Raw genomic sequence first — 25,238 nt, forward strand, 5'->3', positions numbered from 1 at the left:
AGACAGTTGAGCGTTGGGTCGTGGGCGAAAAGCTCCCCTTTCCGCGGAACCGTCACCGGCTGGCGGTCCGGCTCGGTCGGGATGAAAGCTACCTATGGCCGGACGCACTCCCCCGCGATCGAGCAGCGGCCGTGGCTGAGAGCGAAGTCGTCCGTGTATACCCACATCGCTCCGATGTGACTATGGACGAATGGCGGCAGCTCTTCGAGTCGGCCGACGAGGAGATCGGCGTACTGGTCTACGCAGGACTGTTCCTCGCAGAGGACGCTGGCCTCCAACGAGTCCTCCGCAAGCGGGCCAAGGCCGGCGCACGCATCCGGATCCTCATCGGTGATCCCCGCGACGCACGGATCGCCGAGCGCGGCGAAGAGGAGGGTATCGGCGCTGCCCTGGCCGCGAAGATCCGCAACGCAATCGTCCTGTACCGAGGCCTGTCGGAGGTCCCGGACGTCGAGTTCCGCGTGCATCGGACTGTCCTGTACAACTCGATCTTCCGGGCCGACGACCGGCTGTTCGTGAACACCCACATCTACGGCCTGCCTGCAGCACAGGCGCCGGTGTGGCACCTCCGGAAGATCCCCGGCGGCGAACTCGCCCGCCACTACCTGGACAGCTTCGAACGTGTATGGGATGCCGCAACGCCGATGACGGAGTCCTGATGTCCAAGCGAATCGACTATTACGACGACCCGGACGCGCCGGCCGCCAACAGCCTGGTCCCGTCGGTGAACGTCGTCATCGAGAACGACGCCGGCGAGATCCTGATGATCGAGCGCTCAGACAACGGCAACTGGGCACTTCCGGGCGGCGCGATGGACCTCGGCGAGTCCATGTCCCAGGCCGGTGTACGCGAGACCAAGGAAGAGACCGGCATCGACTGCGAGATCCTCGATGTCCTCGGCATCTACACCGATCCGAAGCACATCATCCTCTACACCAGCAACGGCGAGGCGCGCCAGGAGTTCTCCATCCTCCTCCGCGGCCGAGCGACTGGCGGCGAACCCACACCCAGCAGCGAAAGCACCCGAGTCCGCTGGATTCCACCAGCAGATCTCGACAGCCTGCAGATGAACAGCACCATGCGCCGCCGCATCGACCACTACCTCGAGCCCGGCGCAACTCTGTACTTCGACTAAGCACAGAGCCTGCGTTGCACGTTCTGTACGGCCGAACGCAGCGCAGGACCGGATCGGACGATCGAGCGGTGTACGACGTGCCCGCGCGGGTACCGCGTCAGGATTTCGTTCAGTCTGTCCTCGACGTCGACCTGGCAACCGTCGACGGCCGCGGTCAAGTCGCAGTACGTCAGCGCCTCGAGCAGAAACTGATCAGGCAGAGGGAACTCGGCCGCGAGTTTGTCGATGCCGCGCTCGTCGGCCTCGATCAATGCGCCGGTGTGGTGCGCGACGAGCTGGCAAAGCACGAGGTCGGCGCCGAGCACATCGTGCAGGTACCGAGCGCCGTCCAGCGGGTGGAAGCCGGTCGAACACACCGCGGACGAGTAACCGATGTCGTGCAAGAAGGCGGCCGCCTCAATGAGGCCGGAGCGGTCGCCGAGGATGGGCGCCAGCTCTCGCGCGCGGGCGGCAACGCCCTGGGTGTGCGCCCAGCGCCGAGGCAACTCGTCGGCAAGCAGCCGACGGGCCACCGACTCCGCTTCCTCTGCAGTCATCATCTGCCCGAGCGTACGACGAGCCGGAGCATCCGTCATCTCAGGTTGCGACGGGCTGCACCTGCCCCCCTCGACCAGACAGCTTCGAAGCTCGCGAGGTACGAATCGAACATCTCACTGTCGTCCGAGTTCCGGTAGTGGTACACCGGCGACTGCGCGGCCGGGATCCCGTACGCGTGCTGGTTCACCAGCAACTGGTCGTCCGAGCGATACATCGAGTTGTACAGAACCGTGTCGTGCAGCCGCAGTTCGACGCCTTCCTTCCTCAGCAGCGGCTCAAGCAAGGCGAGCGAGTTGCGGATCTTCGCTCCCATCGCCTCACCAATCTCCTCCTCGGCGCCACGCTCGACGACATTCGTTCCATCCGGCGCGCCTAGCACGATCCGGATTCGGACGCTGCCGCTCCTCTCACCCAGGAGACGGACGATGCGGGCATCCTCGGCGAGGAACAGTGCGCTGTACGCCAAGATGCCAATCTCCGATTTCGCGGACTCGAAGAACGACAACCAGTTCTGCGGGCTGATCGATGTACGCCGTGGGTAGATGCCGGCGATCTCAGCCGGCCGCCTGTCCCCCGGGTCGCCTGACCGAGAATCGGGCCAGATCGCGTCATCGTCGACGCCGAGGAGTCGACTCACGGCTACCCGAGTCCGACGATGTGGCACCTGCCCGCGCATCCAGTTCCGCACGGTCTTCGGGTCGACTGCCAGCTCCACCGACAGATCCAACTCAGTGAGATTCGCGTTGTGCATCGCGCGCCGGAGCACGTCGTTCACTCGGATCGCCCACCCTTACTCATGGGTAGATGTCTGTAAATGTCCACTCGGACGGTAGCACGAAATGTCCGTAAATGTCCGAGGACACGGTTCTCCTGTCCAGTCCGGAACGACGAGTCTTGAGACACGCTCGACACGGTCGTCGGGCGGTCACCAGGACAGATCAAGGAGACGGAAATGATGCGCCGCGGGGAGTTGTATCGGTATCGAGATCCGTCCGGGGTCAGCGGTACCGGCGTCGTCGCCTTGGTCGTGGAATTTCCACCCAACGACGACGGTCATCAGTGGGTCGCGGCCAAGTGGCTAGGACCGCATCCCTGCATGACGTTCTGGCCCAGCGTCGGCGATCTGCTGGAGGTCCACGGTCACCTCGGCGCATCGGAGATTCGATGGCTGGACCCGGATCCTTTCGAGCCTGACGAGGACACGGCGCTCGCCGAGACCGCCGCGCAACCCATCTAAGACCGGCGAGGCCGACGTGTGATTCCTCAACGTCCGCGTCGGTCGCGCCCTTCCACCTCCTCGCCGTACCGCGAGGAGCCGGCCCTGCCACCGCCTCCCCTGTCGGTGGCAGGGCCACAAATCAGCTCCGACCCCGGAGGATCAACCGTGCAGTTGAGCGACCTGAACGACGGCGACAGAGTCAGCACAGCACCCCACTCGACTGTCCCCGCCCGGCTCGACGGAGGCATGCCAATGACACCGCAGGCAGGTGCTGCCGAGCCGTTGCGCCGGGTCTGCGCATCGCTTGGCGCGCACCTGATCATCGACTATGTCGGGCCAGCGGACGCCGCCGTACTCTTCGAGGACAGGATTCGTCGCAGCTTCACCACCTTGCGCGTGACGATCGAGCCCGCGGCGAGATCCGACTACGGACGCGGTCCATCCGGATCATCTGCGGGAGAGTGACCGGTGGTGTCGTACGGCGCTCGGTCGGCATCCTTCTGTTCCACCTCGGCAATGGCTGGCCGGTGGTTGCCTCGGTCAAGTTCTCGCCCGTGCACGGCGATGCGGACATAGCTGCCCTCTCGGGTTATCCCGGGAATCTGGCCCGACGTGACGTCAATGATCTCGTGCCAGTGGCGCAGCTGCTCTCCGATCTTGATCCGCCGGCTGAGCAGCCGGATCGCCCATAGGTCCGAGCCTACTGAGCCCTCCCGGCCGCCTCCGATGGCCGGCAGGAGATGCTCAAGTTGGCGGTCGATCTTCGTCAGGTTCGCCTGCAGACGCGCGATCTGGCGAGCGACCCATTGAAGCGAGTGCCACCCGTTCGTTCGCTCGGCGTCGATCGCTTCGTCGATCCGGACAGAGACAGCGAAGCCTGCGGCCTCGAGCTCGGCAACAGTCGCATCCACGCGCGACGTCTTGACCGCTTGGTAACGCGATCCCGGAAGGTGCCACGCATCCAGGTGGCGCGACCAAGTCCAGTTCGCGGCTCTCAGGATTTCCGCCGGCCCGTCTTCCTTCCGCACTCCCCAGGCCACAGTGCCCTCAGCGGGAGTGTGGGTAATCTCGATCATCAGTCCCACCTCTCATCGAGATCTCGTCGCCCAGCTCCGCGAACCAGGCGATCACGTCGCTGGCGCGGTACCGCAGGTGCCGGCCGACCTTCTTGCCTGGCGGGCCGTAGCCGACCGTCCGCCAGCTGTAGACCGTTCGTTTGGGGACATTCAGGTACGACGCGACTTGGTCGATGTCCCACAGCGGATCCGAATCATGAGTCGACATCACTGCCTCCCGCTGGCGGTTGAGACGATCGCTCTCGCTCTGACTTCACGACACGGCGCAGCTCACGGACCGGCCAGCCGAGAATCTCCGCGGCCGCCTCTGCCGATCGGCAGACGCGTGCGAGCTCTGCGATCTCGGCCGCGCACATCGCCTCGGCATCGGCGACGCGTTCGTCGTACCGCTCGATGGCGAGCGCCTTCGCCTCGACGGCGCGATCCAAAGATGCTTGAGCCTTGATGGTTCGGGTTGTCGCGGCCTCAATTCTGGCCTGCCGCTCTCGTGCACGCCGCAGCGCGGCGACACGCTCACTCGCTCCCATGCCCAAGTCACCTCACAGCACCGGGCCGTCGAGCGCACGGTGGAGATCCTGGGTTCGCATCTGTCCTTTGCCCACAGCAACCTCCCGATGGATCGGTTGTGCAGTTCAACGGATCGGATCGACGAACACCTGTCCTGGGTCATCAATCCGGGACAGTGCCGAGGAACTCCTCATCCGTCGCGCGCATCGCGAACCGTGCGGATGTCAGCCGCCGCCGTCCGCAGCGCATCACCGAGCGCAAGCCGCCAGCTCAAATCCTCGATCGACACGTCGATCCAATCTGCCAGCAGTGCAGCCTCATCCAGCAGCGTCGCCGGGTCCGCGTCGAGATCGCCCTCATACCGGACGTACGGCATGATCTCGAGCAACTCACACAGCCGATACCGGCTGAACGCGGTCATCGCCCACCGCCCATCAGCGGTCGTTGCCTCGATCCCCTCAACAATCGCCTCAGCCCGAGTCACCAACTCAACGACCTGCCGCCGCACATCCTCGCCCTGCGAACCCTTCTCATCCACCTGACATCTCCGTTCAGTCCTGGATCCCACAGCCCAGGACCTCCGTCCCAGACCACAGCAACTCAACGAATGCCACAGACAACTTTTCGTCAGCCGACACCGCACGGCCCAACCCAGCGCACCGCGGCACCGACATCGCAAGCCAATCGCCCCAGGGCCGCCAGCGAAGATGGTGTAGATCTCCCCGGTGCTCCCCCGATTGTTGCGAGGGGTGGCGCCAAGCCGCCTCTGGCCTGCGGTTTCGACACTCGGCGATTGTCGTCCGCTCCCACTGATTGCCAACGTTCCACGTAACTGACACGGAACACGCCGTCGCCTCGCGCCGCGCGACTCGGGCTACTGGACGTGCTCGACATGCAGCGGCGACTGCGAGCCGAACCGAGCAAATGTCGATGGTCCGGGCGTGCGGATCGGATTCGACTGCCTCGACCACGGCCTGCGGAGGCTGGTGAATCCGATCGCGGACAGGCGGTGACGGTCGCATGTGTCTCGGAGCGCGCACTAGTGGCGCACACTGAGCGGTGTGCAGACGTCTCGAAGATCTGCCTCATGAGGTCGTCGAACGATGCGCCGGCGGATCGTCGGTCAACCGCAGGCGGCTGGACATGCAGAGGTACTCGCCGATGAGACGGATGAAATTGTCGCACGCTCGTTCTCGCCGGTGAGCTTGCCAAGATGCACGCTCGTTCAGGACCGGCGCATCCAGAAATGTCTAGTGCAGGTCGGGCGATGCCAGAAACTGGTCGCCGGCGTCGTTGTCGACCTCGCCGGCGATGCGCGGCTCTTCGGCGAGTCCGGCAGCCGCGATCACGAAGCCCTCGATCTGTGGGCCGGCGAACTCAGGCCATGGACACGCGGACTGCGGTTGACTTGCGGGCGTTACCTCTTGCTGGGGCTATCCCCCTACGCACAGTCGTTGCAGTGGGTTGCGCCGTCGTCTTCGAAGCGGTGGTTGGGCTGCATCAGGTTGCAGCCCTTGCAGACGCGTTCCTTGACGTGGCTCGGAGAGCAGGCGCACCGGTGGCAGGAGGTGCAGCGTGGCTTGCCACAGAGGTCGTGGGTTTCAGCCCAAGACTCGAATGGCTCTCCGCACTCGGGGTGCGGACAGACCCAGTCAGCCGCGCGGGGGGCAGTGTCGAACTTCGGGAGGGTGAAGCGGTCACGCCACGGTGGATTCTCGGTGACAGCGACGATGACGAGGTAGCCGCCTCCGATGTCGGCGACCTGGGCGAAGAGCGAGGCGCCTTCAATGGCGTCGCGGTACTGGAATCGGGTGTCGTCGTCGGTAATGCGGAAATCGTAGTCGCCTTCGGCCTGGCGGCGGCGGGCCTTCTTCACGATTTCGGCACTGGACTGGGTGGAGCCGCGTCGCAGCGGGGGGAGACCTCTTGCAGGTGCGATCTGGACCCGGTCGTCGGCGTCGAGGAGGACGACCATTCCGGGGACGGTGAGGTTCTCGTGTGCGCGGATGCAGACGGCGGAACGAGATGCCGAAGTGCGCTGAGTGAGGGTGACAATATCGCCGGCCGTTGGAGTGTCGGTGCCGAGGATGGTCGTGGCCGTGGTGTTGGGGATGAGGATGGCGGCGGCGAACTCTTCGCAGACGCGGTCTTCGACGGCGAAGGTGATGTCGACGGGGAGGTCGGCGAGCTCGTCAGCGATTTCGGGCGTGGTGTGTTGGATGTGGTGGCCGAGTTCGTGGAGAGCGGTGAACGCGTCTCGGCGGATGCTGCCGGATTCGGCGACGGCGATGATGGCGCGGACGGCGTCGGTGGGGTCGTAGTAGGTACCAGCGACGCTGCACTCTTTGCCGAGGGTCGCTGACGGGGTGACGACGAGCGATGGTGGTAGGCGCTGGACGATGACTTCGTCCCACATTTCGAGCTCAGTGAGAGGGTCGTTTTCGAGTTCGTGTCGGTCCAGAACGCCGTCGCCAATGAGATTGTCCAGTGCGTTGAGTGCGATGGGGACCATTCGCTTGACGAGGTCCCAAGGCATCGGATTAGGCACTAGTTGTCCTCGGGCAGGTGTGTGTCGAAGTACTGGTTGATGCGTCGGCGCCACTGGTCGCGTTCGTTGTCCGGGGTCTGCCCGGTGGCGCGGGCGGCGGCTGCGTAGACCCCATAAGCGCAGTTGCGACGGGTCACGGTTTCGTCTGCGCCAGTTGCTTTGGCGAGCTTGCTGATGCGTGCGCGGACCGCGGGGGTATTGAAAAGTTCGATGACCACAGCGGGGAGTGGGTTGGCCGCGGCGACGAGTTCCTCGACGGGATGCCCGGTGAGGGGTGCGAGCTTGGTTGCTTCGTCGGGTTGAAGTGGCCGTTGACCGCGTTTGATCTGGAGTGCGTCCGCAGGAGTGACGTCGATTGCGTCAGCTAGTGCGGAGTTCCGGATACCTGCGAGGAGCTGGGTGATGTCACCGCCGGTTTCGGGAACCCAATGGGCCGTCGCAAGGGCATGGAGGTCGTCTATGACGCTGGCGCGCATCACTCCGTCGTCGATGCGTTTTGTTGCTGTCTCTTGGAAGTGACGGAGCTCGTCGGCCGCGAGTTGGTGCTGCGGTGCCGGTGTCCTGATGTCGCCGAGGTGGGCGTCGAGCGTGGCGAGCGGGATCGTTTGGGCGATATCGAGCCATAGGACTGCAGGTATTCCGATGGTTGTTTCGTCGGCTGAGGTGACGGTCGCATTGGAGTCGGCGAGGTCGGAGTCGAAGGTGACTACTGCGACCCGGACGTGGTCGTTGTCTGGGTTGGTGAGGAGTAGGACAGCGGTGGCGGTCTTCTCCCAGCGGGCACGCCAGATCTGGCCGGCTCCGGGTTCGGGGAGCGGATCGGTGTCGGCGGCGAAAGTTGGAGCGTTAAGTCCGCGGGCGGCGAGAAGCCGTTCGCGAACTGCTTCTGCTAGCGCAGCAGAGTTGAAGGTGTCACCACCATTCGGGGTGCGCTGTTCGTCGCCCATCGTCACCTCGTTCCCACGTACATCATCGTTGATCGCGACCGTGGCACCGACAGGGCACCGATTGCGAAGGTGGTGGTAGCGGGTGCTTCGACCTGGTCGCGGTTCTTGGTCGGCAGGGTTGCGCGCCTTTCACGATGAACTGACGACTTATCTCGAACAAGAGTCCGGACGGCACCACTAGACGTGACCGTGTGCGTCAGTCTTCTCATCACCCTGAGGGTGGTTGGGGTTGTCATGTGGTGCCGTCCGGGGAGCCGTCGAGGTGCTCACGCTTGTGGATGGCAGTTAGCTCATCCAGGACATAACGAGCCAGTTCCACATTGGGTGCGTGTTCCCGGATTTTTGTGAGCATGGCGTCGATGGTGGCCTTGGCTTCTTCGTCGCCGCACCCGAGGATGATGACGACCGAGGCGATGCGACCGTCTTCGTTCTCGGGAACGTCGAGGAACGGGTAGATGGTCCGCTCCTCCCAGGTGAACTCGGTCCAGAGCCAATCCGCGATGTCGGCAGCCTCGATGCGTTCGAGGTGAACGTCGGTGGTCGGGTCGGCGGAACTGAAGTCGCTGATGGTCTCGGGGTCGGCTGGGCTCGTATAGGCGGCGACGTCGCGTCCGTCGGGGTCGAGAAACTCGTCGAACCGGCGGGCGACGACCCTGGCGAGTGCCTGGTCGGGCAGGTAGAAGCCATCAGCAGCGGCGAAGACTGCGGCGATGACGTCGAGGAGCGCTTGCTTAGTGGCAGCGGGCGGCGGACCCGACCTGTTGAACACGATTTCGGTGGGGATCGGGGTGTTGATCGCGGACGCGTGGAGGGTGTCTTCGTCGCCCTGCCACAGGTCGCCGGTTGCACCCTGGGAGCCGGCCGGGGCCCATCCGGCGAGCGGGTACTTGTCGCCTTCGAGGCGCACGTAACCGGGGTGGCGCAGCAGCATCGTTGCGAGCCGGTTCCGCATCAAGCCGATCGGGGTGCTCTTGGCGACATCGATCATGTAGTTCCGGATGGTCTTCAGGAGGCGGCGCTCCAGGTGCCCCTGGTCTCCACCGGCGGCGGCCACGGCTTCGGCGACGACGGCCCCGCCCTTGGCGAGGTACAGGTTCACGGCCTGGTCGACCACCGCGTCGTGCGTCCAGCTGTTGTGCGGGTCCGGCGGCGGGAAGGAGCTCTTGCGGACAACCTGCCAGACGAGACGAACAACTAGCGACAGCTCGTCTTCCTCGTCGTCGTTGGACATCCGCTCGTCTCATCCGCCCGATCACCAGTGGCCAAGGACTACATAACCCAGGCCGAGATCATTCTGCCGGTCCGGCGAGGGGGAAGCCAGCATTCCGCAGCTAGACGAGCGAGTCTGTATTGCCGTGCCCAATCATCAGCCCGATACGCCTCGTCAAGCGGGCGCTTGTATTCGGGGCGGCTTGACCCCAAAGGCGCCGGCAACGTCGCCCCCTGGCTTGGGTCCGATCACATGCGGCGAATGCGTAGCCGTGTCCATGACGCTTTCCGCTCCGCCCCGGCTCGGTGCCCGCCCAGATCGGCCTGCTCGATGCGCTCCGGGAGGTTGACCATTCGCCCTCCAAGGTTGGCTCGTCTGTATCAGGTGAGCACGTTTGCATCGGGTCTGGTCAGACCGCAGCGCAAGCACCGTCCGTGCCCTTCGGGCGGACCAAGAAACCAAGGAGGACCCCACCCGTGACCGAAAACGACACCCCACAGAACGGACGCACTGCGTCTGTGGAGACCCAGAAGGCGAAGAACCCGAAGCCAGGCAAGGTGCCGATCTACATCGACGGCACGAAGTACCACCCCGAAGGTGACAAACTCACCGGGACGCAGCTCCGGACGGTGCCGTCGCCGCCGGTCAGCTCCGACCGGGATCTGTGGCTCGACATCCTCGACGAACTCGACCAGCTCATCGAGGACAACCAGGTCGTCTACCTCGAGCCCAACATGCGGTTCTTCACGGTGCCCCGCGTCATCAATCCCGGCCAGGTCTCGGAGGCCTGAGCGATGGGTGCACTCGTGGCAGTTCTCCGCGAACAGGACCAGGCCATCCTCGACTCGTCGGGGGCTACCTACACCGTCGAGAGCGCTGGCGGATTCGTGAACCTCATCCTTGCCGAGTTCCCGACGCCGGGCCTCGACCGGGACACTGTCGACCTGCTCCTCCGTCTGCCGTTCGGGTTCCCCGACGCGACGCCGGACATGTTCTGGGTCTCGCCAGCCCTGACGGCCAAGGGGGCGGTCATCGCCGGGACCGAGGTCAGCGAGAACTACCTCGGTCGGTCCTGGCAGCGGTGGAGCCGTCACATCGGTGGGCAGTGGCGCCCCGGCGTCGACAACCTGGAGACGTACCTGGCGTACGTGCGCCGAGCCCTGGCGATCGCGAGCGGCACCTGATGTCGACTCGCATCGCGTTCACCGAGGACCAGTTCAAGCCGCTGGTCGCAGCCCTCGGCAATGGTGACGAAACCGCGATGGTCGTCGCGACCTCCCTTGTGGGGGCCGCAACGACCGCCGCGGACTCCGCCAAGGCCGGCGGCCACGTCACCCTGCTCGCCCAGGTGATCACTCAGGTCCCCAAGGGTGCCTACCTCGAGCGTGGCCCGAGAGGCCTGTCCATCTCCTCGGCCGGCTGGGTGCCCGCCTTCCGCGCCGCGGTCGCCAAGGGCCAGGTCCCCGTGTTCGTTCACACCCACCCGGGCGGTCTGCCCGAATTCTCGCAGTACGACGACCAGGTCGACTGCGATCTCGCCGTCGCCGCTCGTGCGTTCGGCGCCCCCTACTACGCCGCCATCGTCATCTCCGGCACCCCGGACCACCCTGGCGTGGCCGCCCGTCTGTACGACCTCGGGGACACATTCACCCCCATCGCCCCCGACCACACCGTCGTCGACGCCGTCCGCGTCACTGGCTCCGGACTCCGCCTGTACCTCCCGACCGGCAGCACCAACCAACACGGCACCATCGAGAGCGGTGAGGAGAAGGTGTCGGCGTTCGACCGTCAGATCCGGATGCTCGGCCAAGATGGCGATCGCAGCCTGAAGCAGGTGCGGGCCGCCATCGTCGGCGCCGGCGGTACCGGCAGCGCGGTCGGTGCCCAGATCGCTCGCCTCGGCCTCGGCGAGATCATCGTCGTCGACGACGACATCGTCACCGAACCTACCCCGACGCGCGGGCACGGCATGACGGCCGCTGACCTCAACCTGCCGAAGGCCGAAGTCCTCGGCGACCACCTCAACGCCATCGGGCTGGGCACCAAGATCACCAAGATCAACAAGCCGCTCCACGACCCTGACGCGATCGCCGCGATCGCCCACGCCGACGTGATCTTCAGCTGCGTCGACGGGCACGGGGCCCGCCTCATCCTCAATCGGTGGGCCTACGCCCACATCGCCCCGGTCATCGACGTCGCCGTCCTCATCACCCCGGTCGAGACCGCCGACAGCAACCGGAAGGTCGAGATCGAGCAGCGAGTCACCTGGGTCGCCCCCGGTGCCGCGTGCCTGCTATGTCGCGGCCGCGTCGACGCCACGCTCGCGTACGCCGAAAACCTCGACCCAGAGACCCGCAAGCGCCTCGCCGGTGAAGGGTACGTCCAGGCAGCCGAGACTCCGCGGCCCGCCGTCGTCACCCTCACCACCAGCGTCGCAGCCCTCGGCGCCACTGAATTCCTCCTTCGGCTCACCGGCCTAGGTCCGGTCGACGCGACCGAGATGCTGCTTCGCTCCCACCTCGGCGAACTACGCCGCAACGCTCGCCCGCCCCGGCCCGGATGCTTCTGCACCAGCGCCGACTTCACCGGTCGCGGAACCCGAACGCCGTACCTCGACCTCGTCGGAGCATGGTCGTGAACCGGCTCCTAGACCGCACCCGGTCCCGGGTCACCCGCGCCTACCGCCGGACCCGACGTCACGGGCGCTCACGCATCACCCGCGCAATCCACGTCCCCAGCCGAGCCGACCTCCCCGAAACCCTCAACCCCCACCGCATTTACCTCCTCGGAGGAGTTGCCCCGAAGTGGGCGCTTCTTGACTGTCCCTGCGGTCGCGGCCACACCATCGAACTCAACCTCGCCAACCCCGCCCGCACCCGCTGGGAGGTCACCACGAACCAAGTCGCCGAACCGTCGGTGCACCCGTCCATCGACTACCAAGGCGAACCCCGCTGCCACTACTGGCTGCGCAACGGACGCGTCTATTGGGTCCCCGAGCCGCCCAGCCGCTGAAGCCATCACAATCACCGCGGAGAAAGATGATCATGGTTCCCGTCGTCTCCGACAACGTTGCTTTGGCCGGCTACGACTACTTCGACGTGCCCGCGTTTCTACGAGGTGATGCTCCTGCCGCACCCGTGGTGTCGAGTAGGCCGTCAGATCAGGGCCTACCGCTATCGCCGCATCGCCGCCTGTGGTACCCAGCCCTGCCGTAGCGCGCTCATCTCCAGAGGAGACGGGTGGGGCCAGGCACCGATCCAGTAGGCCAGGATTTGCTGCAGTTTGTGCAGTAGGGCGTGGAAGGTCAGGCTCGCCCATGCTCTTTTGGGCGGGTGAGTCGTAGTCGGGTGAGGAGGATGTGGGCGGCGGTGGCGTGGTGGTGCCAGCCAGTCCAGCTGCAGCCTTCGAAGCGGTTCAGGCCGACACCGGTTTCAGTTCGCGGTAGTCGTGTCTGATGTGTCAGCGGATCTTGGCGAGGCGGACCAGGGTGGCGATCGGGGTGTCGGTGGGCAGGTTGGATGTCCAGTATTCGGTGGGTTCGGGAACTGTGATGCGGAAGACCGCGATCCGCGACCCGGCGAACATGCCAGTGCCCGGTGTGGTCGGTCACGGCGTCGGCCTCGGCGAGCAGCCGACCCCGGTGTTCTCCGGAATGTCCCTCCCGGTAAGGCTGCGTGACCCCGCGGTCGGGGCCACGCAGCCGGGCATCACCGCTGGCCGCGATTGTGGTTGGGCTTGCCGTCGCCGTGGGGGCTCGTCTTGTCCTTGCGGGGACGGGGCTGCGGGTTGTTCGGCTTGCCGTTGATGTGGCCACGGTTCTGGCCCTTCTTCTCCGTCGAGTTGGAGTCGGACGTCATCTCGATCACCTCCCTTCCTCGCCTCAGTTCCTGGTGTCGTCGTGCCGGCGGACGTCGGTCAGCTCGATCTGCCCGCAGGGAGTCGTCCAGTAGTGCAGACGGCGCGCGGCCGGAGTGTTTTTCTGCAGGGCGATACGCCAGCAGGTCGCACCGTCGGCGCGGGTCCGGATCGCCGACGCACCGCCGTCGCCGGCGCGGAACCGGTGCAGACTTCGCCCCGCGCTGTTACAGGCCCGGCCTGTCACAATGTCGACGACGACATCGACTACCTTCTGCCGGGCGATGCCGCCGACGCTCTCCAGCGAGGTCAAGAAGTCCGGTCCCAGAATCCATGGACGCATCGGCAGGTCCTTCTTCTCTGCCGGGGTGGTACGCCTCGCGTAGGCCAGCTGTACCTCGAAGCGCAACTGCTCCTCGGGGCCGGCGAATCGATGGTGATCGCCTTCCAGAGTGTCGAGTGCTTCGAGCGCTGTCTGGTTCTGAGCACGGAGCACACGGAGCTGAGCGCGCGCCTTGTCAGCGTCACGCAGCGCTCTGCTGAGCCGATCGGCCAAGGACGCCGCCCGCCGATCCTCGGTGACCGGGACCAGAGCCGGCCCATGACCAGTGGCCTTGACCATCAGATCCGCATCGGTGATCCACGCGGTACCTCCTTCGCGCAGGGCGGGAGGTGTTCGGGTCGCCCGATGTCCGTCCTGGGCCTGCGCCAGCCGCCAGCCGCTCTCGCCCGAACCTCGCGCGAGCACGATGAACGCCAGCACCTCTCCAGCTACCCAAAGATCGGTCGGATCGTCGCACGCCGCCTGCGCTGCCTCGGTCTCCACCGGCACGGTGACGCCGGGGAACAGCTCCACCACAAGGTTCGATCGCCCGACGACGGCGAGCCGGCCGAGTACGACGTCACCGACCTTGTAGTCGCTGAGGGCCTGCTGCGGCGTGGGGCCGCGGGACCTGCCTGTCGCGAGCGGTTGCCGGTCGGCAACCCGAAGGAACGGGCGGCGTCCGTCGCGGACCTGCCGCGGAGGAAAGACTTCTGCCGGGGTTGGTGCGGTTGCGCTCATGCATCAACTTCAACAGGCGGCTCGACTCCGGAGCCGAACGACATTCAGACAGGCCGAGCGCGACCTCGCGCGGCGAGGGCAGCCAGCGCCAACAGGAACCGGCCCACCACGACGAACACGCCGGTGAGCACGATCACGGCCACTGCCACCGCGCCCACCGTATTGTGCGCAGTATCAAGGAACGAATACGGCACCGAGCTCACACCTGCCGCCTGGAGCACGAGCATCGTGGCGAGGTACCCGAGCGGCCAGCCGCACCAGCTCGCCGCTTGTCGCCACGGCCGGCGGAGCACCGCCCGCGTGGCGACGAAGTCGAGAATGATCAGCACCGGCCCGACGCCGTGCAGGAGCACGTTGGCGGTACGGACCCACTGGTCGTCGCCGGGCTGGAACCAGCTGCCGTCCGACGTCGCGGGCGCGATCACCGCCGCATAGACCAGACCTGAAACCGCTGAGCCTACAGCCGCGGCACCCCGGATCGCCTGCGGCACGGCGGTGGATCGAACAGCCCTGATCGCCAACGTGACCACCCCGAGGAGTGCCGACCAGACGGTGAAGTAGGCCAGCGGCGGCGTCCTGTCGGTGTGCTGCACGAACTGACAGATCGTCCCGACCGCCAATACCAGGGCAGCCGTGACGCGCAGGGTTCGCTTCACCTGGCCGTCTTCCAGAACATCTCGATCTCGTTCGCCAATCGTTCGACCCGTGGAAGGGAGTGCCACAACCCGTGTCCGCCGGGCAGGACGGCATCCTGAACTTCCAGCCCGGCATCTCGCAGGCGCTCCACCAGCGCGTCGACATCGCTCAGCGGTGAGAGCGTGCTGATATCGCCGTGCGCGATCATCACCGGCAACCGCGGGCTCTGCCGGGCGACTCTGCCCAGTACCGCGCGGGTACGGCCCCAGCACAGCGATGAAGAAAGCAGCAACTGGTCCGTCTCGTTCCTGACCGGCGGATCTGCCCCGATCACTCGATCCGTCGGGGCCACCGCCCCCGGCACGGTGTAGGTCTCAGCGAGGTAGCCATCCATCGCCGCGTCCTCGACCGCGACCGCGCGCAGCAGCGTCGCGGGATTCCATCGGCGAAACCCGACCGGCTCGACCAGCCCGAGCGAGACGAAGTGGTCCGGCGCGCATGCTGCCATCGCTGCTGCGATCGACGCCCCCATGGAGTAGCCGAGCAGGTGCACGCGTTCGTCGGCCGGCAACGCGTGAGCCGCGGCAGCCAGCATCCGTCGCGCCAGGACTCCGTAGTCACCGGCCAGCAGAGCTCCACGTTCTCGCCGGGTCAGACGGGTGGCGATCTGTCCCAGGCCGGGCGTTTCGGGCACCACGATGCGAGCTCCCAGACGCCGGCTCAGCTGGACGAACCGCTGGAGTTCGAACGAATCCAGCCAGCCGCCGAATCCCATCAGAGCAAGGCATGTAGGCGCTGCAGCAAACGGTCCGCGCCGCGCCTGGCCAGCGGCGCGCGCCGCTGACTCCCGCGGCTCGACGACCGCGACCCGGACTCCGTCCCGCATCGTCAGCTCGACCCCCTGAAGGCAGCCGCTTCCGCGACTCGTCGTCATCGCAGTCTCCCTCGCCGCAGGTGTTCCTCGAAGGCGACCCGAACGTCCTCGGCGTCCCAGAATCGCGCCGATTCAGTCAGGTAGTCGTAGAGAGGATCAGCTCCTGTCATCCGCCACTCGCTCCAGTCCCTGGCGTTCGGGTCGGCCGCGCACCGGAATTCGTCCAGGGAGTTCTGCAGCCCACGGAAGAACTCTTTGGTCGGATCGCCGAGCAGTCTCTTCTGTGGCGCAATGACGTGGCCGGTGATTTGGAGGAACGCTTCGCGAAAGCCGTGCGGATCGTCATAGGTGCCGAAGCCGGACTTTCCGTAGTGTTTCCGGTAGGCGCGATAGAGATCGAAATTGGTCGGCCAAGGCGTACTGGCCGGAATCAGCCGTTCCATGTTCTGGACCCGGCCGCCAACCAGCAGCCGGTCGAGCATCGGGCCGCCCTGCTCGGCGTACCACCGGGCGAGCCGGTTGCTTCGCAGGTACTCGTCCGGGTCGCCTTGCAGTTGCGATGTGGCGTCCCTGAGTTCTTCGGGATTCGCGAAGTCGATCTGCGCGTTCAGGTACGCAGCCCCGAACCACGCATACGCAGCAGCCGCATACAGCTGCGAAGGCGCGTCCTTCGCATCGACGAAAGCGAACAGCCGAGTCCGGCCGGTGGGCCCGACCCACTTCCGATGTTCCGGCGACTGCTCGGCCAGATATTGTCCCCGGAGTCGGCGGTACTGATCGCTCTCCATCACATCGCGCAGCCACAAGAGGGCTGACATCCCCGTCACCGGGGGGACATCGACGCCGTTCCTGAGTTTCAGCGGCTGCCAGCGCAGATTCCCCGGAACCTTGTGCGACTGCAGGTCGAAGTCTACGAAGACAGCGTCGATCGCAGCGAGGGTCTCGGCGTCGATCGACCTGATCTCGTCGGCGGTCGTCATGATGTCCACCGGATCGGTGGACGCGCGGGGACGTCCTTCCTTGTCGGTGCCGAACGCGGCACACAACCTCCCCAGCCCGTGCGGGCCGGTCCGGTAGCCGGTGTCCTCCATCGCGGCGAACGCCAGCCTCATCGGGCTCCCCTCTCCGTCGTGCCCAGCACCTTGATCAGTTGGAGTGCGGTCCAGCGAACAGTGATGACCTTTCCACGGTCGCCGGCGCGCTGTTGCATCGTCCCGCCGAGGGCCTCGATGTCGGCTCGGACACGTCCAAGCGTCCGGTCGGGATCGTTCCAGACGGAGCTGGGAACCGGCTCCAGCAAGTCCTTCACCTCGACCACCAGATCGCCACCGAGGGCGTCCGCACGAACGCCGATCCATGCGACCGCGGAGTCGTCCCAGCTCCGATATGCCTGCACGCTGTTCTGTACCAGGACCAGCAACCACTGCTTGATGCGCTGGGCCTGCTGCGCCCCCAGGTGGCTCGGTAGCCGCAGGTCGACGTCGAGCTTCACCCGCTCGGCGGAGGCTATCGATCGGAGATGGTCCTCCAGTGGCATCCCCAGCCCCTGGCTCAGGTCCAGGGTGCGGCTGCGCGCCGCGTCGTAGGTGTAGCGCATATCGCGCAGGAAGCGGTCCAACTCGGCTCGGTCCGCCTGGTTCGGCATGTTGGCTGCCGCCAGGGCCAGGCTGTGCTTGACCGGCTGAAGGAGGTTGTGCAGATCGAGCACGATCGCCTTGTACCGCTCGTGAGCAAGATCATCGGCGACATCCGCCCCGGCCGCGACGGCTCGCTCGAACTCGCGACAGCGCAGCATCGGGTAGTAGCCGATGGCAACGACCACCATCAACGCGTACGGCAGCTCGGCACCCCAGGAGAACCGGCTGCCCTGCGCCGTCAGAAGAAGGACCACGAACAGACCCACGACGATCACCCAGGCCCACCGGAACAGCACCACCAGCCAGGTCGGGATCAGCGTGAGCGGCGAGTACATGGCCGCGTCGGCCAGCGGCCCGATCGCTCCGGAAGCCAGGTAGAGCATCGCGAAACAGAGAGCCAGCACACGCACCCAGCTCGGCTCGGCATCCCATCTGGTTCCGTACAGGACCGCAGCCATGTTGCCCATGGCGGCGAGAGCCCCGAGCAGGCCGGTCACATTGGTGACGCTTTTCTCGTAGTTCAGGTACGCGATGTGGGTGATCCATCGGCCGAAACGATTCTGGCCGAGAGCCGGCATGGCGGCCAGCTTCTCGTACCTGGCCCGCATCGCGGGCTCGAACCAGATCTCCAGGATGGTCTGGAGTGAACCGACCGCCAGCCACAGCAGCGCCCAGAGACTCGCATCGACCGCGACCAGGCTGCCTCCCAATCCGACAAGCAGCGCACCTCGGGTCACGTACGGTCGGATGCGATCGTGGTTGAACCCCCGTCCCTCAGTGACTCGTCGGGACCAGTCAGTTCTGACACCCGCGGTGAACCATCCGTTGACGACGCTCCCCCAGAACGGCACGCCGGGACGGAAAGCCGTTTCTTCGTGCTCCGGCCGGTCGTTGACGGCATCCTCATCGTTCATCAGCTTCTGCATTTCGGACACTCCCCCTTCATCGTGGGCCTGGGGCTCCGCATCGCTGCGGCCGCGGTCCACGTGCGATTCATCATGCCGGTGGCTGCGTTACGCCGGAACCGGTGTTCGCGGGATTCTTCTCGTGGTCGGGGCTGGTGATGCCGGTTCCCGACGGGGAGGCCAGGTGAATCGCCTGTTCGTGGCGCGAGAGCTGCCGGAGGGCCAGGGCGTGAGCCAGGTGTCCCGTTTTCGCCCGCTCCACCTGCCGGGGCAGCAGCTCGACCTCGAGCTGGCGGATCCCGAGTCCTTCGACGAGGCGGCGGAGCAGAGCTTCGTCGGCCTGCAGCTTCTGACGCGTAGTGGCCAGCTTCCTGGCAGTGCGACGCAGTGACGCGGCGGCATCGTTGCGCTGGTGGTACACGTCCCCGAAGGCCGCCAGCCCGACGAGGAAGTAAACAGCCAGAAAGAGCGCTGCCGACGCCCACGTTGCCGCCGAGATCCCCGGTGTGGATGCGGTCGGGGCCGCGCCGTCGTAGGTGACCGCCGCGCGGGTGGAGCCGCTAACTATGCGGATCGCGAAGATGCAGAGACCGACCGCCAGCCACATCAGGCCCATGACTGCCGGGAGAACAAGGTACCGCCGGTTGCCCGGGTGTTCACCGTTCGCCCCTTTGAGCGTGTATCCCACCCACGCGGCGAACAGTGCCGACGCGGCGGATACGCCGAGGGCGATCCTCAAGGTGGTGCTCGGATCGTGCCGCAGCACCGATTGCAGGGGACCCTGCATCAGGTAGGCGTCCAGGATGCTGAGCAAGACGATGCACGCGCCGATACCCAGCTGGGCGAGATACCGCGGTCCGGCGGACAAGAGATGGGGGTTCGCCCAGCCGATCGCCCTCAACAAGTGCGGCGTCGATGCTTGGGGCCGGGAATCGCCGGACCGAGCGCCCGGCGTTGACAGCGGAGGATTCATGACTGGTTCTCCTTCATGGTCAAAGGCCGGACAACAGGTGCGGTGCTGTCGGCCGGGACGGATGCCGTCCCGTGATAGGCCGCGCGGCCCAGAGACCCGAGCACGCCGGTCGACGGGAGCGATCGCGGCTCTGCCTGATCGGTCGGCTCGCCGGCGAGGCTGGTCTCGTCCTGCTCACGCATCCGCTGCGGGAAGGGCAGGTGCCTGATGTCTCCTCCGAGCACCCGCCGCCAGCAGTCCGCCTCCCACTCCAGCTCGGCGACGTCCTCGCGCAACTGCGCGACGCGCAGCGCCACCAACGTCAGGTTCTCCGATTCCTGACTGGCCAGGTGGAGGGCGGTGCCGATCTGGCGCGCGAGAAGTTCGTCGACCCGGGCGTCCCACTGTTCTCGCCATGCCTCGATCGACCCGTCGAAGGTGTCGGCGACGAACTCGTCCAGAGCACCGGCGGCGGCAAGGCGCCGGATGGCGTCGACGACGGTTTGGGTGTCGCGGTCCTGGTCGATGTCCTTTGCCCCTGACGGCGCCGTCGCCGGCGAGAGGGAATCAGGCCGATCCACCCGGGTGACCATCGTCTGGCGACGGAACAGGTTGCGCTTCGTCACTTCTCCTCCTCGGCTGTACCGGAGACGGGCTCAGGCAGGGTGGCCACGCCGCTCACCAGCTGCTCGTAACCGACCGGGAGCCATGGAAAGCCGCCGTCGACCCAGGCTGGGGTGGGAATGGTGACGTCGGAGGACGGTGTGTCCCGGACGGCGTCCCACGCCCGGCCGTAGTTCGCCGCCCTCCGATGCGCGTAGGCGCGGAACTTGCTGTCCGCGACGAGCAAGAGCTCGAACTGTTCCCTCAGGTCGGCGGCGTCTGCCCGGCACGCTGCACGGAGGCCGTCACGGCGACACCTGGCCTGCTCCAGCTCCGATCGCACGACCGCACGGTCGGCATCTGCCTCACGGCGACGTCTGATGGCGACACTCTCGTCGCTCAGATGCTGCTCGGCGCCCTTACGGGCCACGTCGGGAGCACTCGTCGCTTCGAGGGCCAGAAGTCGTCGTGTGACCTCGGCATCCGCGTCCTGGAGGAGCTGCACGTTCTCCTCGAGCCGGCGAATCTGCTGATGGTTGACCGCCTGAGCTTGCACAAGCAGGCGATTGGATGCCTCGTTGTAGGTCCACCGCAGACGGTGAGCCAACGGGGTCTCGTCGATGTCAGTACACGAACTCGCGCGGGCTGCGCGCCGCGCCTGCCATCCGTCGACAAGCCGCTGCACCGGGTCGTACGACAACATCCGGTGCGGTGATCGGCGCTGCAGGACCTGGCGCTGTGTCTTCTGCGCGCCGGCCGCCACGTGACTCGTTCTGGTCATGGGCCGAGTGTCGGCGACGGATGCTCCAGCAGTCCGAACGATGTTCGGACTGCCTTTACCGAACATCGTTCCGGCCCAGATCCGGGTCCGTGCTCAACCTGAGGGTAGAGGCAACGCGCGCTCTCTCGTTTCTGGAAGGACTCCGATGAACAGTAACCGCAGATACCTGACCGTGGCAGCACTCGCTGCATCGGCTCTCAGCCTGGCACTGCTGAGTGGATGCGGCAGTTCCGCAGCCGCCGGTGGGCAGGCATCACCCGCCACCTCACCAGGGCCCTTGTGCGAGCTCGACGGCAAGATCCGCGCCGTCGCCTTCATCTTGCCGGTGCACCAGGGCGCACCGGCAGGAGGGATGCCCGAGCAGTGGCAGTGTCTGATCAGGATCGCCATCGGCCGTGGCCTGCCGATCAGTGTCATCACCGCCGAGGGAGTCCCCCATGTGGCGGTCCGGTTCCGGGCCACTCCCGACACCATCAATCCGGAGGCCTACGCCGACGACCTTCAGAATGCCGAAGCCGACCTGCTGTCCCGGATCGCGGTGGTCAAGGCCTCGTCCGCTGGTAATGACAGCTGGGCTGCACTTCTCACCGCCGCGGACCAGCTGACCTCGATCGGCGCAGGCGGCGCCAACGGCCTGATCCTCTCCCGCGACAATCTGCTCTCTGACAGCGGCCTGCTGCGGATGACGGATACCGCGATGACCTCCGCCTTCCCTGCCGAGGTCGCCGATTATGTGAAGCAACACTCAGCCTGCGGCCGGTTGAAGAACCTGCACGTCGCCCTCTATGGCGTCGCCGAGGCGGTCGCCCCGCAGCCACAGCTCAGCGCCCGCCAACGCCAGGCCATCGCGAGCCAGTACCTGGCTGCCATCAGAGGCTGTGGCGGTACGGCGGCCAGCTTGCCCCTGCCCGCCAACGGCCCCGGGCCGATCACCGAGTTCACCACCGACCGCGTCACCCCCGATCCGTCCCCCACCCTCCTTGTCCCAACGACCAGCACGACCGTCAAGGCGCGGACAACGGTCAGTCTGCTGGAAGACTCTCTCGCATACACCAGTGACGAAGACGAATTCGCCGCCCCTGCGCGGGCCAAGCAGGTGATCGCAGCCATCGCCGGCCACCTCAGGCAGCACCCCGACCTGCACGTGACCATCCGCGGACGCACCTCCAACGGACCGACGGCCTGGCCCTCTCACGAGGCCCTCGGTCTGGCTCGCGCCGAACTCTGCGCAGCGGCTCTGCGCGGGGCGGGAGTCGCCCCGGCGCGGATCACCACTATCGGAGCTGGCTATCTCGCCAAGCCCCCCGTCACCGGCCCGGCAACCGCCGCGCTGAACCGGGCGACCGACTTCAGCTTCGAAACCCGCTGACCGAGAATGCTTTCACCGAGCCGGCCAGAAACAAACTGCTCAAGACCTGGGTCCACCTCGTCACAGAGCAGCGAGAGGAGTCATCACCCAGCCGACCAGATTCGACGAACTGTTCACCGAGGCCGCTCCGCTGATCACCGGCGGGCAGCACCAGCGTGGTACCCATCAGTGGAAGGAGGCCGCCGGCCGGTGAGCGTCGTGCCGCGACCGCCAGCTGAGAGTACCCCGAGGCAGACTCTCGACGACCGTACGACGGAGAGAGCGCGCCCTCGCCGGGCCGGGCAACTGGCAGGCCGGCTCCGCCCATCTCACCGTGCGTGCGCTGGAGTACTACCGTCCCGTTGTCGACCCGACGAGCCGGTCGTCGATTGTCGCTCTTCCGAGAGGCGCGGGCCGGAGGGTCCTATGCAGGACGCCGCTCCCGAGTGACGACGATCGGAGTGACATGACGGGCGAGAGCCTGCCGTGCCGGGTCCGGTCGGGTCGGGGGAGAGACTCGAGGCTTCGACGTCTGCTGGGCCACGTACGCGAGAATTTCGTCCTTACCGAGTCGGCGTGGATGCCGGGAACGCCGGCGTCCAGATGCTCGCGCACGAAGGCGTGGCGGATCGCCTGGACGTCGACGGGGTCGATGGCGACGGTGCGTTGGATCGGTTCGAGGGTCAGCGCCATGAGCGCATCTGCACTTCGCGAAGCCCTAACTGGGCAGACCCAGCTTGTCGAAGAACGCCCTATTCCGCTCCGTGGCGGAGTTGACCAGACCGTCGAAGCTCATGACCTCGATGTACGCCTTGGCTGAGTCGTTGAAGCCGAAGTATCCGAGGCCGTCATGGGTCGGCCTCAGGTTCGAGATCTCGCATCGCTCGATCATCTTGTCCGTGAGGTCGGCGATGATGTAGCAGAAGGCCGGGGGCTCGTGCGTCGGCGGGATCGGCCTGCCGGTCGCGGTCAGCACGCCTCCTGCGCGGATCCTCTTGACGTAGTCGAGGCATTGCTGGATCGGGTTCTTGCCCTCGGTGGCATCCTTGCGCATCGGGCGCTTGATTTCGACCACGACGATCGACGGCAGGGGCAGCCTCTGTCCCTCGGCCGCGAGCACCGGCGAGTCGATGAGGCGCGTCGCGAGTATGTCGGGCTCCCGGGTGGAATCGGACCCGGTGATCGGCATGCTCTTCAGCGTCTTGTCGGACGCGAGATAGTCGTGAAACGCGAGCCTCTCGTCGATGATCCACAGGTTCGACCCGTCGGAGGCGACCTCGTTGGAGTCGGTCCGCATGGGGACGATCAGCGAGTGGATTGCGTCCTCCCGGCTGTACTTCCGGTCCTTGTCCGCGCGGATCAGACGCCCGAGCAGGTCCAGCACCGTCCGGCGGCGCGACACGTAGGCGGCCAGGTCGGACTGATTGATCTCGCTGACCGTGCTGAGGTACGCCGCGAGCCGCTCCGCGTAGTCCTCCGCCGGCTCCGAATCGGCCTCCGCAAATATCTCCTGGCCCTGAACGAAGGCTTCGGACTCGATCTTCTGCAGGTGCCGGTGGAGCTGGAGCTCGAGGTCCTGGTCCTTGACCGACGGGTCGACCGTGATGCCGCGCTCCTCGATCTTGGCCAGCACCGGCCGGTACCGCGGGGCGCGCTTGCTCACGAATTCGTGGACTCGCTGCTTTCCCTGCTCGCGGGCGGACTCGAGCGGGTCTTTCAGGATCTTCCCGATCTCCTCGAGGACGGCCTCGCGGATGTCGTCCAGCGAGAGGTCGTCGACGAGCGACTCCCCCGCGATGCGGTCGCGAATGTCGAACGCCGTCCGATCGGACCGGACCCGATCGTCGAGGAAGTCCGAGGTCAAGTAGCACGCGTAGACGAACTCGCCGGACTCCTCGTCCTTGAGCCTGCCGTGGAGCCCCGGCACCTTCCCGCTCAGGTTCTCGTTGATGACGACGCGGCTCGCCGCGCACCAGTGGAGACGCGGGACGGAGTTACGCGCGGACGACTTGAGTCGGAGGTTCAGCATGTCGAACTTCTGGCCCTTGACCTCGATCGTCGACGACGACATCGCCGAGTCGACGAACTCGTCCATCAGGTCGGCCAGCGACACCGATTCGTCGTCGTCCGCGATCGTCACGACGGGCGCTCCCCCGGGTCGGAGGAAGTACCAGATGCAGTGCTCGAACACTTCGCGCGCGATGGCGTCGACACCCTTCGGCGCGTGCTGCCGGAACGACTTCTTAAATCCGGCGAGGCTCACGACCGTACCGGGGCGCGCGAACCCGTCGGCGTCGCCGTCGTGCTCGACCTCGCGCTCGACCGAGAACCGGAACTGGCGTCCTCGAATCTTCCCGTCCTGGTCCTCGTACGCGCTGCGGATCGACACCCTGTCGAAGGCCTTGAGCCACAGCAGCCGCCCGACGCCCCGACAGCCGAGGTCCGACTTGTAGTCGCTGTCCAACGTCTCGAACGAGGACATGTTCCGCGGGGTGAATCCCAGGCCGTCGTCCTCGACGGTGAAGCCGACGATCGGCTTCATGGGGGCGCGCCCTTGCCCCGCCTGGCCGAAGTCGAACTCCGCCTGAGCGTCGCGGTGCACCCTCACGTCGATCCGACCGGGCGCGCCGGAGCCCTCGTGCCGCGCGTCGATCGCCTGGATCGCGTTCACGATCGCCTCGAGGAGCGGCAGGAGCGCGTGGCTCTTGGGCAGGCTCGTGTTGCGGACTCGGCCCACCAGGGAGGTCGTCAGCGCCATGATCCATCCCTTCGCCGCGGACGGAACGACCATACCGACAAGTCCCGACAACAGCGGTACACGGAGGCCCTCGGAGGCCCGCGCGATCAGTCGTCGTCCCGGAGCTCGACGGCCAGGGCGTGTTCACTCATGAGCTGTTGCCTTCCCTATGGCCTTTCCCGGTTCGCCCCGGCTCCCATGCCGCGGCGAGATTGTGACAATGGACCGATGACGGTTCGGGGGCAGGTCATCGAGGCAGCGGAAGCACGGGCCGTCGGCGCTGGCGGCGGATGACGCCGATGCGTTGCGGAGCTGGCTGCATCCGAAATTCTGCCGGACCTCCCCGGCCACGACCCCCCGCAGCCACGCGCCGCCCGGAAGGCCCTCTGCCAGGACACAGACCCACGTGCTCGCAGCAACAATCCACCGGCATCCGAAGACCCCGCTTACACATCTACGGGCTCACCCGCACCAGTCTGACTCGACGTCGCCGGACGGCACACCCCGATTCTCATCCACCGCCGCAGCGACGAAGTCGCAAACCGTTACACTTCTGGCACCTGAGGATGTTCTGTCGCCGAAACGATTGGATGCGATCTGGCGACGGTGTGAGATGTGTCGGGTTTCTGACGTTCCCGCTGGTCAGCGGGAAGTCGATTCTCGCCGTG

General features: G+C 66.2%; 27 protein-coding genes. 8 read left to right on the forward strand and 19 right to left on the reverse strand.

Going from position 1 to position 25,238, the window contains the following annotated elements; genetic code table 11:
- Nucleotides 1–182: 182 nt before the first annotated feature.
- Both E0H92_RS45120 and E0H92_RS21155 read left to right on the forward strand, forming a co-directional pair.
- On the forward strand, nucleotides 183–659 hold the full coding sequence (locus tag E0H92_RS45120; protein WP_238173513.1) for a hypothetical protein: 477 nt from the start codon (nucleotides 183–185) through the stop codon (nucleotides 657–659).
- On the forward strand, nucleotides 659–1,135 hold the full coding sequence (locus E0H92_RS21155; RefSeq protein WP_131497384.1) for an NUDIX hydrolase: 477 nt from the start codon (nucleotides 659–661) through the stop codon (nucleotides 1,133–1,135). The genes E0H92_RS45120 and E0H92_RS21155 overlap by 1 nt, the downstream gene beginning before the upstream one ends.
- On the opposite strand, the gene E0H92_RS21160 is transcribed toward E0H92_RS21155, so the two are convergent.
- Complete coding sequence (locus E0H92_RS21160) at nucleotides 1,132–1,674, reverse strand: HD domain-containing protein (protein ID WP_131497385.1); 543 nt, start codon at nucleotides 1,672–1,674, stop codon at nucleotides 1,132–1,134. The genes E0H92_RS21155 and E0H92_RS21160 overlap by 4 nt on opposite strands.
- Nucleotides 1,675–1,706: 32 nt before the next feature.
- On the reverse strand, nucleotides 1,707–2,177 hold the full coding sequence (locus tag E0H92_RS45125) for a hypothetical protein (protein ID WP_238173514.1): 471 nt from the start codon (nucleotides 2,175–2,177) through the stop codon (nucleotides 1,707–1,709).
- 447 nt (nucleotides 2,178–2,624) lie between these two features.
- Between E0H92_RS45125 and E0H92_RS21170 the strand changes: the two genes are divergently transcribed.
- A complete protein-coding gene (locus E0H92_RS21170) occupies nucleotides 2,625–2,909 on the forward strand; it encodes a hypothetical protein (protein ID WP_202873713.1) in 285 nt (94 codons plus the stop codon).
- Nucleotides 2,910–3,316: 407 nt separating this feature from the next.
- On the opposite strand, the gene E0H92_RS21175 is transcribed toward E0H92_RS21170, so the two are convergent.
- The 7 genes from E0H92_RS21175 to E0H92_RS21205 form a co-directional block, all read right to left on the reverse strand.
- Nucleotides 3,317–3,967 carry a hypothetical protein gene (locus E0H92_RS21175; RefSeq protein WP_131497387.1) on the reverse strand — a complete coding sequence of 217 codons (651 nt, stop codon included), beginning with the start codon at nucleotides 3,965–3,967 and terminating at the stop codon, nucleotides 3,317–3,319.
- Nucleotides 3,939–4,175, reverse strand: a complete 237-nt coding sequence (locus E0H92_RS21180; RefSeq protein WP_131497388.1) for a helix-turn-helix transcriptional regulator — start codon at nucleotides 4,173–4,175, stop codon at nucleotides 3,939–3,941. The genes E0H92_RS21175 and E0H92_RS21180 overlap by 29 nt, the downstream gene beginning before the upstream one ends.
- Complete coding sequence (locus E0H92_RS21185) at nucleotides 4,162–4,494, reverse strand: hypothetical protein (protein ID WP_131497389.1); 333 nt, start codon at nucleotides 4,492–4,494, stop codon at nucleotides 4,162–4,164. Before E0H92_RS21185 ends, E0H92_RS21180 begins: the two co-directional genes overlap by 14 nt.
- Before the next feature lie 170 nt (nucleotides 4,495–4,664).
- Nucleotides 4,665–4,895 carry a hypothetical protein gene (locus E0H92_RS21190; RefSeq protein WP_131497390.1) on the reverse strand — a complete coding sequence of 77 codons (231 nt, stop codon included), beginning with the start codon at nucleotides 4,893–4,895 and terminating at the stop codon, nucleotides 4,665–4,667.
- A gap of 1,020 nt (nucleotides 4,896–5,915) precedes the next feature.
- The gene (locus E0H92_RS21195) at nucleotides 5,916–7,010 is read right to left on the reverse strand and encodes an ImmA/IrrE family metallo-endopeptidase (protein WP_131497391.1); all 1,095 of its coding nucleotides are present in this window, start codon (nucleotides 7,008–7,010) and stop codon (nucleotides 5,916–5,918) included.
- A gap of 11 nt (nucleotides 7,011–7,021) precedes the next feature.
- Complete coding sequence (locus E0H92_RS21200) at nucleotides 7,022–7,969, reverse strand: hypothetical protein (RefSeq protein ID WP_131497392.1); 948 nt, start codon at nucleotides 7,967–7,969, stop codon at nucleotides 7,022–7,024.
- Between the two features lie 232 nt (nucleotides 7,970–8,201).
- Nucleotides 8,202–9,200 carry a hypothetical protein gene (locus E0H92_RS21205; protein WP_131497393.1) on the reverse strand — a complete coding sequence of 333 codons (999 nt, stop codon included), beginning with the start codon at nucleotides 9,198–9,200 and terminating at the stop codon, nucleotides 8,202–8,204.
- Between the two features lie 455 nt (nucleotides 9,201–9,655).
- Here E0H92_RS21205 and E0H92_RS21210 point away from each other — a divergent pair, with 455 nt between their 5' ends.
- From E0H92_RS21210 to E0H92_RS21225, 4 genes are read left to right on the forward strand one after another with little or no spacing between them, the layout of a single operon-like run.
- Nucleotides 9,656–9,970 (forward strand): hypothetical protein, encoded by a 315-nt coding sequence (locus tag E0H92_RS21210; protein WP_131497394.1) that lies wholly within the window; start codon nucleotides 9,656–9,658, stop codon nucleotides 9,968–9,970.
- Between the two features lie 3 nt (nucleotides 9,971–9,973).
- Nucleotides 9,974–10,363, forward strand: coding sequence for an E2/UBC family protein (locus tag E0H92_RS21215; RefSeq protein WP_131497395.1), 390 nt, complete (start codon nucleotides 9,974–9,976; stop codon nucleotides 10,361–10,363).
- A complete protein-coding gene (locus tag E0H92_RS21220; protein WP_131497396.1) occupies nucleotides 10,363–11,817 on the forward strand; it encodes a ThiF family adenylyltransferase in 1,455 nt (484 codons plus the stop codon). The genes E0H92_RS21215 and E0H92_RS21220 overlap by 1 nt, the downstream gene beginning before the upstream one ends.
- Complete coding sequence (locus E0H92_RS21225; RefSeq protein ID WP_131497397.1) at nucleotides 11,814–12,191, forward strand: ubiquitination-like system serine protease family protein; 378 nt, start codon at nucleotides 11,814–11,816, stop codon at nucleotides 12,189–12,191. The genes E0H92_RS21220 and E0H92_RS21225 overlap by 4 nt, the downstream gene beginning before the upstream one ends.
- A gap of 695 nt (nucleotides 12,192–12,886) precedes the next feature.
- Here E0H92_RS21225 and E0H92_RS44225 read toward each other — a convergent pair.
- Genes E0H92_RS44225 through E0H92_RS21270 form a run of 9 tightly spaced genes read right to left on the reverse strand, consistent with a single transcriptional unit; the run spans nucleotide 12,887 to nucleotide 20,485 of the window.
- A complete protein-coding gene (locus E0H92_RS44225; RefSeq protein ID WP_165549864.1) occupies nucleotides 12,887–13,036 on the reverse strand; it encodes a hypothetical protein in 150 nt (49 codons plus the stop codon).
- A gap of 23 nt (nucleotides 13,037–13,059) precedes the next feature.
- The gene (locus E0H92_RS21235) at nucleotides 13,060–14,097 is read right to left on the reverse strand and encodes a hypothetical protein (protein ID WP_131497398.1); all 1,038 of its coding nucleotides are present in this window, start codon (nucleotides 14,095–14,097) and stop codon (nucleotides 13,060–13,062) included.
- A 44-nt stretch (nucleotides 14,098–14,141) separates the two neighbouring features.
- Entirely contained in the window at nucleotides 14,142–14,753 is a 612-nt protein-coding gene (locus E0H92_RS21240) for a Pr6Pr family membrane protein (protein ID WP_131497399.1), read from the reverse strand.
- A complete protein-coding gene (locus tag E0H92_RS21245) occupies nucleotides 14,750–15,667 on the reverse strand; it encodes an alpha/beta fold hydrolase (RefSeq protein WP_131497400.1) in 918 nt (305 codons plus the stop codon). Before E0H92_RS21245 ends, E0H92_RS21240 begins: the two co-directional genes overlap by 4 nt.
- The gene (locus tag E0H92_RS21250) at nucleotides 15,664–16,719 is read right to left on the reverse strand and encodes a hypothetical protein (protein ID WP_131497401.1); all 1,056 of its coding nucleotides are present in this window, start codon (nucleotides 16,717–16,719) and stop codon (nucleotides 15,664–15,666) included. The genes E0H92_RS21245 and E0H92_RS21250 overlap by 4 nt, the downstream gene beginning before the upstream one ends.
- Nucleotides 16,716–18,230 (reverse strand): hypothetical protein, encoded by a 1,515-nt coding sequence (locus E0H92_RS21255; RefSeq protein ID WP_131497402.1) that lies wholly within the window; start codon nucleotides 18,228–18,230, stop codon nucleotides 16,716–16,718. The genes E0H92_RS21250 and E0H92_RS21255 overlap by 4 nt, the downstream gene beginning before the upstream one ends.
- A gap of 10 nt (nucleotides 18,231–18,240) precedes the next feature.
- Nucleotides 18,241–19,122, reverse strand: coding sequence for a hypothetical protein (locus E0H92_RS21260; RefSeq protein ID WP_131497403.1), 882 nt, complete (start codon nucleotides 19,120–19,122; stop codon nucleotides 18,241–18,243).
- Nucleotides 19,119–19,727 carry a hypothetical protein gene (locus E0H92_RS21265; RefSeq protein ID WP_131497404.1) on the reverse strand — a complete coding sequence of 203 codons (609 nt, stop codon included), beginning with the start codon at nucleotides 19,725–19,727 and terminating at the stop codon, nucleotides 19,119–19,121. The genes E0H92_RS21260 and E0H92_RS21265 overlap by 4 nt, the downstream gene beginning before the upstream one ends.
- Nucleotides 19,724–20,485, reverse strand: a complete 762-nt coding sequence (locus E0H92_RS21270) for a hypothetical protein (RefSeq protein WP_131497405.1) — start codon at nucleotides 20,483–20,485, stop codon at nucleotides 19,724–19,726. Before E0H92_RS21270 ends, E0H92_RS21265 begins: the two co-directional genes overlap by 4 nt.
- Before the next feature lie 145 nt (nucleotides 20,486–20,630).
- Here E0H92_RS21270 and E0H92_RS21275 point away from each other — a divergent pair, with 145 nt between their 5' ends.
- Complete coding sequence (locus tag E0H92_RS21275) at nucleotides 20,631–21,854, forward strand: OmpA family protein (RefSeq protein WP_165549866.1); 1,224 nt, start codon at nucleotides 20,631–20,633, stop codon at nucleotides 21,852–21,854.
- A 697-nt stretch (nucleotides 21,855–22,551) separates the two neighbouring features.
- Here E0H92_RS21275 and E0H92_RS21280 read toward each other — a convergent pair.
- Nucleotides 22,552–24,591: an ATP-binding protein gene (locus E0H92_RS21280; protein ID WP_131497407.1), complete on the reverse strand. Its 2,040-nt coding sequence runs from the start codon at nucleotides 24,589–24,591 to the stop codon at nucleotides 22,552–22,554.
- Between the last annotated feature and the right edge of the window lie 647 nt (nucleotides 24,592–25,238).

Origin of the sequence: Kribbella speibonae (genome assembly GCF_004331375.1) — a bacterium.
Taxonomy (GTDB): Bacteria; Actinomycetota; Actinomycetes; order Propionibacteriales; family Kribbellaceae; genus Kribbella; species Kribbella sindirgiensis.